Annotated in this window: 9 protein-coding genes and 2 pseudogenes; 9 read left to right on the top strand and 2 right to left on the bottom strand. The window is 69.0% G+C overall.

The window, feature by feature from the left end; genetic code table 11:
* From KBI5_RS04960 to KBI5_RS04930, 7 genes and pseudogenes are all read left to right on the top strand, one after another.
* A pseudogene (locus KBI5_RS04960) lies at nt 1-385 on the top strand (hypothetical protein); the annotation flags it as partial.
* Nucleotides 386-389: 4 nt separating this feature from the next.
* Complete coding sequence (locus tag KBI5_RS04955) at nt 390-920, top strand: polyadenylate-specific 3'-exoribonuclease AS (protein ID WP_011437471.1); 531 nt, start codon at nt 390-392, stop codon at nt 918-920.
* Nucleotides 921-1,047: 127 nt separating this feature from the next.
* Nucleotides 1,048-2,073, top strand: a complete 1,026-nt coding sequence (locus tag KBI5_RS04950; protein WP_011437470.1) for a 6-phosphofructokinase — start codon at nt 1,048-1,050, stop codon at nt 2,071-2,073.
* 206 nt (nt 2,074-2,279) lie between these two features.
* Complete coding sequence (locus KBI5_RS04945; protein WP_011437469.1) at nt 2,280-3,680, top strand: 3-deoxy-7-phosphoheptulonate synthase class II; 1,401 nt, start codon at nt 2,280-2,282, stop codon at nt 3,678-3,680.
* 89 nt (nt 3,681-3,769) lie between these two features.
* Nucleotides 3,770-4,273 carry a DUF4277 domain-containing protein gene (locus KBI5_RS04940; RefSeq protein WP_241882661.1) on the top strand — a complete coding sequence of 168 codons (504 nt, stop codon included), beginning with the start codon at nt 3,770-3,772 and terminating at the stop codon, nt 4,271-4,273.
* Between the two features lie 527 nt (nt 4,274-4,800).
* On the top strand, nt 4,801-6,219 hold the full coding sequence (ltrA, locus tag KBI5_RS04935) for a group II intron reverse transcriptase/maturase (protein ID WP_085014435.1): 1,419 nt from the start codon (nt 4,801-4,803) through the stop codon (nt 6,217-6,219).
* Entirely contained in the window at nt 6,216-7,430 is a 1,215-nt protein-coding gene (locus tag KBI5_RS04930) for a hypothetical protein (protein ID WP_241882660.1), read from the top strand. Before ltrA ends, KBI5_RS04930 begins: the two co-directional genes overlap by 4 nt.
* On the opposite strand, the gene KBI5_RS04925 is transcribed toward KBI5_RS04930, so the two are convergent.
* Nucleotides 7,379-7,753 (bottom strand): hypothetical protein, encoded by a 375-nt coding sequence (locus KBI5_RS04925; protein WP_035731665.1) that lies wholly within the window; start codon nt 7,751-7,753, stop codon nt 7,379-7,381. The genes KBI5_RS04930 and KBI5_RS04925 overlap by 52 nt on opposite strands.
* 323 nt (nt 7,754-8,076) lie before the next feature.
* Here KBI5_RS04925 and KBI5_RS04920 point away from each other — a divergent pair, with 323 nt between their 5' ends.
* Together KBI5_RS04920 and KBI5_RS04915 are read left to right on the top strand one after the other, a co-directional pair.
* On the top strand, nt 8,077-8,856 hold the full coding sequence (locus KBI5_RS04920) for an aminotransferase class IV family protein (RefSeq protein WP_085014436.1): 780 nt from the start codon (nt 8,077-8,079) through the stop codon (nt 8,854-8,856).
* A gap of 11 nt (nt 8,857-8,867) precedes the next feature.
* Nucleotides 8,868-9,113: a helix-turn-helix transcriptional regulator gene (locus tag KBI5_RS04915; RefSeq protein ID WP_011437466.1), complete on the top strand. Its 246-nt coding sequence runs from the start codon at nt 8,868-8,870 to the stop codon at nt 9,111-9,113.
* Here KBI5_RS04915 and KBI5_RS27575 read toward each other — a convergent pair.
* Nucleotides 9,114-9,857 (bottom strand): annotated as a pseudogene (locus tag KBI5_RS27575) (hypothetical protein); the annotation flags it as partial. It abuts the gene before it with no gap.

Genomic DNA, 9,857 nt, shown 5'->3' with positions numbered 1-9,857 from the left:
GTCCGCGCCCGGGGCGGGTCTGCTCTGCCTCGTCAGTGATCCCGGCGCCGCCCGGGTCGAGGTCCGGGTCTCTCCGGCGACCGGTCCCGCGGTGACTCCGCCGTCCGTCGCGGGTTCGGCCGGCTGCCGCGCGACGCCGGCGATCGTCCCGGCGGGAGGGCGGTCGCCGGGACCGGACGGTCCGCGGGTGGCGGCGTCCGGGGATGACGCCACGGAGGAGTACTCCGGGCCGCTGCTGTGGCTGCTGCCGTTGGTCGGTGCCGCCTTGGCGGCGCTGCTGCTCGGGGCCTTGCTGCGCCCGTGGCGCCGGCGCTCGGGCCCCGGCCCGGGGTGGTCCGCGGTCGAGCGGCCGACCATGGCGGACACCTCGGCCGGAGGAGACTGAGCCGGTGGGAACCCGCTTCTTTTACGACACCGAGTTCATCGAACGCGCCGACACCGGTCATCACTGGCTCGATCTGGTCAGCGTCGGAATCGTCAGCGAGGACGGCACACAGCGGTACTATGCCGTGTCGACCGAGTTCGACCCGTCGTGGGCTGTGCCCTGGGTCCGTCGCAACGTCCTCGACCAGCTGCCGTCGCCATCGGACGAGGCGTGGAAGCCGCGGGCCCGAATCCGCGACGAGGTCGCCGCGCTGTTGACCGCGGGCGGTGCCCCCGAGCTGTGGGCCTGGTACGGGGCCTATGACCACGTGGTGCTCTGCCAGCTCTTCGGCACGATGACCGCCCTGCCCGCCCAGCTGCCCCGCTTCACCCGGGACCTGCGTCAGCTGTGGGAGGAAGTGGGCCGGCCGGTTCTTCCCGCACCGCCGCCCAACGCCCACGATGCGCTCGCCGACGCCTTGCACAACCTCGCCCGGTGGCGGGTTCTCGCCCCGCTGCGCGCCCAGGTCGCCGCCGTGTCGAACCCATCCCGATGAGTCGATGACGTGGCCGTGGCGGCCTCGTCATTGCCACGCCACGTGACCGCGCTGTTGTCCTGAAGTGTGGCTCTCCCGCTACGCTGCCGCCGGAGAAAGCGGTGTACGGTCGACGAGAGGACTCGGGATGAGGATCGGCGTACTGACCGGCGGCGGCGACTGCCCGGGACTCAACGCGGTGATCCGGGCCGTCGTGCGCAAGGGAGAGAGCGTCTACGGCCACAGCTTTGTCGGGTACCGGGACGGCTGGCGAGGGCCGCTGACCGGCGAGACGGTCCCCTTGGACATCGCGGCCGTGCGGGGGATCCTCCCGCGTGGCGGCACGATCCTCGGCTCCAGCCGCACCAATCCCTACGCCGCCGTGGACGGGCCGGCGCTGGTGCGCGAGCACCTCGCCGCAGCCGAGGTGGACGCGCTCATCGCGATCGGCGGGGAGGACACCCTGGGGGTGGCCGCCCAACTACACGCCGAGGGACTGCCCGTGGTCGGAGTGCCCAAGACCATCGACAACGACCTCTCCGCGACGGACTACACCTTCGGTTTCGACACCGCGGTCAACATCGCCACGGAGGCGATCGACCGGCTGCACACCACCGCGGAAAGCCATCACCGGGTGTTGATCGTTGAGGTCATGGGCCGTCATGCCGGGTGGATCGCTCTGCACAGCGGCATGGCGGGGGGAGCCAACGTCATTCTCATCCCGGAGCGGCCGTTCGACTTCGACAAGGTGTGCGCCTTCGTCGAAGCCCGGTTCGCCACCCACTACGCGCCGATCATCGTCGCGGCCGAGGGTGCCGTCCCGATCACGGGTACCCTGGTCGCCAGGGAGGGTGAGGTCGATGCCTTCGGGCATGTCCGCCTGCAGGGCATCGGGGCGGTCCTGGAGACCGAGATCCGCGCCCGCACCGGTCGTGACGCGCGCGCGACGGTACTCGGGCATCTGCAGCGCGGCGGCACGCCCACGGCCTTCGATCGATGGCTCGCGACGCGTTTCGGACTGCACGCCGTCGACGCCGTGCACGAAGGCGACTTCGGGGTGATGGTCGCCCTGCACGGCACCCGCATCGACCGGGTTCCGCTGCAGGATGCGACCCGCGAGCTCAAGACGGTGCCCGAGGAGCTCTACCACGAGGCCGAGATCTTCTTCGGCTGACCGGGGGAGGGGCGGGCCGTCGGGCCGGATCCGCTCCGGGAACCGATCCCGGTCCGGGAACCGATCCCGGTCCGGGAACCGATCCCGCTCCAGGATCTGATTTCGGTCCAGGATCCGGTCCCGATTCGGGAGCCAGGGCCGGGTGCCGAGTTCCGGGCGGATGCCTGTCCAAGGGAAGACGCCGATTCCCGGGAAGATGTCGGGCGATGGTGACCGCTCGAGCTCGACCTGGGCCGTACCCTGGTGTGGTGAGCGTACTGGATCTCTGGCGGACCCTTCCGGCCAAGCAGCAGCCGTCCTGGCCCGACCCGGCAGAGTTGAGAGCCGCCCATGACCAGCTTGCGGCCCTCCCCCCGCTGGTCACCGCGCCCGAGATCCGGTCCCTGACCGACCGTCTCGCGCTGGTCGCTCGGGGCGAGGCGTTCCTGTTGCAGGGCGGTGACTGCGCCGAGACCTTCGTGGCGAACACCGCCGACAAGATTCGGGACAAGGTCAAGACGCTGCTGCAGATGGCGGTCGTCCTCACCTATGGCGCGAGCACGCCGGTGGTGAAGGTCGCCCGCATCGCCGGGCAGTACGCCAAGCCGCGGTCCGCGGACATCGAGGCCAGCACCGGGCTGCCCTCCTACCGGGGCGACGCCGTCAACGACATCGCGCCCACGGCCGCCGCGCGGCAGCCCGATCCGATGCGGATGGTCGCCGCCTACCACCAGAGCGCAGTCGCGCTGAACCTCGTGCGGGCCTTCGCCACCGGAGGTTTCGCCGACCTGTCGAAGGTCCACGAGTGGAACAAGGCGTTCGTGCGGGATTCCGCGGCGGGTCGCCGCTACGAGGTGATGGCGACGGACATCGAGCGTGCCCTCGCCTTCATGGCCGCCTGCGGCATCGACCTCGATCGGACCGCCGCGCTGACCGGGGTCGAGCTGTTCACGAGTCACGAGGGCCTCCTGCTGGAGTACGAGCGTGCCCTGACCCGGATCGAGGACGCCACCGGCGACCCGTACGACCTGTCCGCCCACATGATCTGGATCGGCGAGCGGACCCGGGACCTCGACGGTGCCCACGTCGACCTGCTGTCCCGGGTGGGCAATCCGATCGGCTGCAAGATCGGGCCGAAGGCTGGCCCGGACGAGGTCCTCGAGCTTGCCGAGCGGCTCAACCCCGACCATGTCCCCGGCCGGCTCACCCTGATCTCCCGGATGGGGGCAAAGCGGGTCCGGGACACGCTGCCCCCGATCATCGAGAAGGTCAACGCCGCCGGGCCGCCAGTGGTGTGGTCGTGCGATCCGATGCACGGCAACACCCGTGACGTGGGCGGCGTCAAGACGCGCCACTTCGACGATGTCCTCGACGAGGTCTTCGGCTTCTTCGAGGTCCACAAGGCGTTGGGCACCCACCCCGGTGGCCTGCACATCGAGCTGACCGGGGAGAACGTCACCGAGTGCCTCGGTGGGGCCGAACTCATCGGGGAAGACGACCTCGGCGGCCGTTACGAGACCGCCTGCGACCCCCGTCTGAACACCGGGCAGGCGCTGGAACTGGCCTTCCTCGTCGCCGAGATGCTGCAGAACACGCGGGGAGAACGCGGCGCGCCGTGGCCCTCGTGAGCTGGACTTGTCTTCCGCACGTGCGTGCGTGCGATGAGCCAGCTGCTTGATCTCTTGTTCGGATCACGTCGGGGTGACCGCGATCGGTAGTGACGGGTCTGGGACTGTTCCTGGCTGTGACGGTCGCGATGGACTACGGGCCGCCGAGCGTCGAGAAGCCGCTCGGCGCGCTGCCCGTCGTGCGTGACTACCTGGCCCGCCTCGATGTCGCGGGCACGATCGACCGGCTCGCCCCGATGCGTGACAAGGTCAACCGGGCCACCCACGGCGAYGTGATCGCCGCGCTGGTCGCCAACCGGCTGACCTCGCCGACCCCGCTGCTGCACGTCGAACGGTGGGCACGCCAGTGGGCGGTCGAGGAGATGTTCGGCCTCGCGCCGGACGTGTTGAACGACGACCGGGTCGGTCGGGCGCTGGACGCGCTCGCCCCGGTCTGCGAGGCCGTCGTCGGCTCGGTCGGCGCCGCGGCGATCACCGCCTACGGCATCGACGTGTCCCGGATCCACTGGGACATGACGGTGCGCCACGAGGCGCTGAGTGGCCGAGCGGGGGTGGAAGGACCCCGCCGTCCGGCTGTCGCAGCAGCCGGGTAGAAGCTGAGGGCAGTCTGACCCGGGAGGCGCCGGGGAGGGCGGGAAGCAGCCCTGACAACGACGGGACGCATCGGCACTGCCAGACGGTGCGGGTCCGGCTAGCGAGACGAGAAGGTGTACGAGAGGAACCAGCGCGAACGTCCCGTAAGCCCAGTGCCGGCTCCAACCTGGTGGATAAGGGCCGGTTTGCAGTGCGTGACCGCCGTGTGGTCGGGCGGTCAACTCCGAAGCCGGGGAGTTGTGCCGGTGGGGAGGCCACGTTGAAGGACTGCGGCGTAGGCGTGGCGATGCTGCCGGGACAAAGCTGGGCACCTCCCTCGTCGATCGGCGCTCAGCGAACGTGGGAACCATCCGCGACCGCCCTATCGGTCCAGGCACTCAGCCTGGTCCCGGGCAGGCTCGTCGTCGGCTGACGGTCGCGGGTGGGGCGGAGGCCTCGTAGTAGTCCGAGCGGAGGAAAGCTCCGTGCACGGCGAAGGGGGCCAGCAAGTCAGCGGAGAGGCTGCTGGAATGCCTGAAGGACATTGGTGAACACCGATGAACCGGAGCTCGCGCTCGTGCGGGCCGAGCGTCGGGTACAGGAGATCCAGACCAAACTGCACCGTTGGGCGACCGGCGATCCCGATCGCCGGTTCGATGATCTGCACAACCTTGTCTGCGACCCGGACTTCCTGCTGGTGGCCTGGGCTCGCGTGCGGGGCAACAAGGGAGYACGCACGGCCGGGGTGGACGGCGAGACCGCCTACTACGTCGAGACCGTGAAAGGGGTCGAGGTCTTTCTCGGCCAGTTGCGGGATGAGTTGAAGACCCGCAGCTTCCGCCCGATCCCCGTGCGGGAGCGGATGATCCCGAAGCCGGGGGCGGGCAAGCGCCGCCGGCTGGGGATTCCCGCCCTGCGGGATCGGGTGGTCCAAGGCGCTCTCAAGCTGGTTCTGGAGCCTGTGTTCGAGGCGGATTTCCTCCCGTGTTCCTACGGGTTCCGCCCCAAACGCCGGGCCCATGACGCCGTGGCAGAGGTGCACCACTTCACGTCCCGCTCGTATGAGTGGATCGTGGAGGGAGACATCGAAGCCTGCTTCGACGAGATCTCGCATTCCGCTGTTATGGGGCGGATCCGGGGTCGAATCGGGGATAAACGCGTCCTGGCCCTGGTGAAGGCATTCCTCAAGGCGGGTATCCTCACCGAGGACGGCACGCTCGCGGGGACCAGGRCCGGAACCCCGCAGGGTGGGATTCTGTCCCCCGTGATCGCTAATGTCGCGTTGTCGGTACTCGACGAGCACTTCGCCGGGTATCGGCTCGACGGTAACGGGCTGGCCAGACGCCGCTACCGTGGTCTGCCGAACTGTCGATTCATCAGGTTCGCGGACGATTGGGTCCTGGCGGTTGCCGGGACCCGGGAACAGGCCGAGGGTCTGTGCGCGGAAGCAGCGGAGGTCTTGTCCACGATGGGCTTGCGCCTGTCGCCGGAAAAGACCCTGATATCCCACATTGACAAGGGCCTCGACTTCCTCGGGTGGCGCATCCACCGCCATCCCAAGCGAGRCACGACCAAGCGCTACGTCTACGTCTACCCGGCCAAGAAGGCGCTGGTCGCCGTTATGGCCAAGATCAAGGCGTTGTGCAGGCAGGACAAGAATCTTCCGCTCGCAGCCCTGCTGCATCAGTTGACCTCGATGCTGCGGGGTTGGACCTCCTACTTCCGCTACGGCTGCTCCAGCAGGACCTTCGCATGGGTGAGGGCCTATCTGTGGCAGCGGGTCTTCGGATGGTTGCGCCGCAAGCACCCGAAGACGACCTGGAAGGAACTCCGCCGCCGCTTCACCTGCGACGGATGGTGGCCCGCCGACGGCGAGGTGGTCTTGTTCAACCCGGCAAGCGTGAGCACCAGGCGCTACTACTACCGGGGAACCAAGATCCCCCGCCCGTGGCCGATCGGCGCGTGACGGAACGCCCCGCCCAACGGGGCTTGTGGAGAGCCGGATGCCCGGCCAACGGGCACGTCCGGTTCGGAGGGCGGGCCGGGGAAACGGGCTGGTGGGAACACCAGCACCGCGCCCCGGTCCGACCCCTACTCGATCTCGCCGCACGGCGCCTACCCCGAGGCCGACGGCGACTACGCGACCCCGAAGTACGGCCATCCCAAGGACCGCCGCCCCGACCTCAAAAGGTCCAGACCGGGCCCGCGACCACCGGCGACGGCGGGATCCCGCTGGTCCACCGCGCCTACGACGGCGGCGCCGGTGAGGTCAGTCAGGTCTCCCAGGTCACCGCCGCGATACGCGCCCTGACCACGATCGCCGGCGAACGGCGGTTCCTGCTGGTCGGCGACAGCAAACTCGTCTCCTACCCCAACCTGACCGCGCTGACCTCCACGCCTGGGGTCACGTTCCTCGCGCCGGCACCGACGACGGCCGTGCCCGCGCAGGTCCTAGCCGCCCAGGACTGGGCCACCGCCACCCTCGTCGACCACGTCGCGGCGCGCGACCAGGACAAGCCGATCCACGCCCGGGCGACTTACCGGGCCCGCGAGGGCGTGACAACCCTGCGGGGGCCCCGCAAGACCGACGCGGCGGTCACCGTGCGCACGGTGTTCATCTGGTCGTCCGCGAACGACCAGGCCGCCAAAGCCGCCCGCGCACTCAAACTCGACCGCGCCCGCACCGACCTCGACACCCTCACCCGCGCCGCGGGCAGCCACCACCTCTACCGCACCGAAGCCGCGGTGAAAGCCCGCCTGACCCTGCTGGCGACGAAACACCGCGTCACCCGCTACCTCGTCGCCGCCACCAGCGTCGATCCGGACACCGGGAAACCGGCCCTGACCTGGCACTTCGACTCCGCCGCGCTCGACGCCGAGGCCGCCACCGACGGCTGGTACGCCCTGCTGACCAACCTGCCCGACACCATCGGCCCCGCCGAGGTACTCGCCCGCTACAAAGGCCAGGAAGTCGTCGAACGTCGCTACGGCGCGTTCAAGGGCCCGCTCGCGGTCGCAGGCCGCACCGTGGGCGGGGTGCTGGACGGGCCGTCTGTGGACGGGGCGGCCCCGTTTCGGATCCCGGGAAGCTGCGCCGGGATGGACGGGCCGGGGCAGCCTCTGTCTCAGAGCCTGGGCGGCACCCGACTGCCGAGGTCAACCGGCGCGACGCGGTGATCAGGAAGACCTCTGCTGCGGGCGTACAGATCGGCATCGGCAGGGCTGCGGAACTCCGGCTCACCGACGATGATCCGGACAACTCGGCCGTTCACGTCCAGCTCGACCACACCCCAGCCCGGATGTGGCGTCCGGATCGGGAGCGGTGGGGAGTGAGCGCCGTCAACGGCCGCTCCGACCGGCTCCCTCCCCACCCCGGCCACCACGCCCTGTCCGACTCCGGAACGCAGCACGGCGCTGGACGACGACCGGTCAGGGCTGGGCTGGTGGCCCTCGGCGGGCGTCCGGCCGGCGGCCCCGGGTTCGTTCGTGGGTCTGGTCACGTGGGCCCATGGCGAATAGATGCTTTCGTCATCTCCATGCATCTCTGAACAAGCGTCTCGATAAATGGGCGCGAGGTGAAGTCTCCCGGACCGCTTCTGCGGGTGGAGGCAGCATTGGGATCCCGACCGCCAGCTCAGTGTCCAAGATCGGGAAGTGGGTGGGACTAGCGGGTTATGACTCTGTAGAGAGTCCCCAGATTGCCGCGACACGAGCTCCACCCACAAGGTCACTGCACCGTCCCAGTACCGAACTTTCACTGAACTTGGCGGACCCAGACACCCATCCGCTTGCCGGGCTGCCCCCGGCTGCCAGACTCCAGGACATGGCGGAACTCGACGGCCACCCGGTCACCCCTGAGGCGCTCGCGGCGCTGGCCCTGACCAACCTCGGGCACTTCACCTCGATGCGCGTCGATGATGGCCGGGTACGGGGCCTGCCGCTGCACCTGAGCCGGCTGGTYCGTGACTGCCGCATCGTCTTTGCAGCCGACCTCGATCCGGAACACGTCCTGAAGCTGGTCCGTCACGCGGTCGGAGGCAGAACCGGCTCGCTCGTCGTCCGCGTCACCGTCTTCGACCCAGCACTGGAACTCGGGCACCCGGGTGCGACGGCCGCTCCACACATCCTGGTGACCACTCGACCGGTCGCGCCGACCGTGTTGCCGGCGCTACGCGTGAAGGCCTGCGTCTACTTGCGGGATCTTCCGATGGTGAAACACGTCGGCCTGTTCGGCTCTCTGTACCATCGCCGCGGTGCCCAACTCGACGGCTATGATGATGCGCTGTTCACCGATCCCACAGGAGTCGTCTCCGAAGGCGCCACCTGGAACGTCGGTTTCTTTGATGGCGACAACGTCATCTGGCCCAAAGYCGACGTCCTGCCTGGAGTAACCATGGGACTCCTGCAGCAGGTCGGCACTCACGTCACCGCCCCTGTTACCCTGGATAYGCTCGGCAGCATGCAGGCGGCTTTTGCTACTAACACTTCGATCGGCGTCCGCCCGATCCACGTGATTGATGGTGTGAACCTTCTCGACGACCATCCAATTCTACGGGAACTCCATGCCACCTATATCGCCATCCCCGGCGATTCCCTGGAGTAGGAAGCTCACGGATGGCTACCGTGATCCGCTGGACAGGACGAGAGATCCGGGCACTACGTCAGGCCAAACGGATGAGCCTGCAAGCATTCGCGGCACATATCGGCGTCAGCGAGCGCATGGTCTCGAAGTGGGAGGCCGGTAGCAACACCATCACCCCCCGGCCGGTCAATCAGGCAGCTCTCGACACCTCCCTCGCCTGCTCGCCGGCCTCCGTCCAGGAGCGTTTCGCACTCCTACTAACACCTCGACTTTCGTAGTTATGCGGCGGTGATCTCCCAGGCCAGTCGGAGGGTGTGGATTTCGGCTGGGGTGGGCTGTTCGGGGTGAGCGGGCTGGTATTTGGTGGCGATGAGGACGCGGCGGTGCTTGGCGAGCAGGTCGGCGGTCGAGGGCCGGGTCTTGGTGGTGTACCAGGGCGCGCGGGCGCGGTGCTCCGCGGCGTCGTCGTGGTGGTGGCCGGTGGTGAGGTACCAGGTGAAGGCGAGGGTCTGGCAGGTCAGGCCGAACGGGACGGCGCGTTGCGCGGCGGTGGCGAGCCGGTTGCGGGCCTGGCCGACGCCGACGAGTTGTTTGGCGTCTTCGATCGCGACCTCGTGTTCCCATCTTTGCCGGTAGGCCCCGGCCAGAGCGGTCGCGGTCGCCTCCCGCGGGTCACAGATCGTGGTGAGCAGGCCGGTGATCTCGTGTTTCCCGTCGCCCTCACGGTCGGGGACGTCGTACTCGACGAGGCGGGTGTAACGGGCTTTCGTCGGGTCCAGCGGCGCGCCGGCGCGGGCCGCGGTGACGAGGGTCTCCCGGGCCTTCCCGGTGACCTTCGGGTTGACCAGCACGGTCAGATAGGAACCGTCGGACAACGCGCGCAGCGGGGGCAGGCGCAGGGTGGCCTTGACCCGCCACAGCAGCGCCGCACCGGTGTCCGCCGCGGTGCACCAGTCCGCCCACGAGTAGAAGTTACGGTCTGCGAGCAGCAGCCAGTCCGAGGCCAGCCGCGGGTAGACAGT

It is taken from the genome of Frankia sp. KB5 (assembly GCF_002099325.1).
GTDB lineage: Bacteria > Actinomycetota > Actinomycetes > Frankiales > Frankiaceae > Frankia > Frankia casuarinae.
This window is presented reverse-complemented; position numbering and strand designations above follow the sequence as displayed.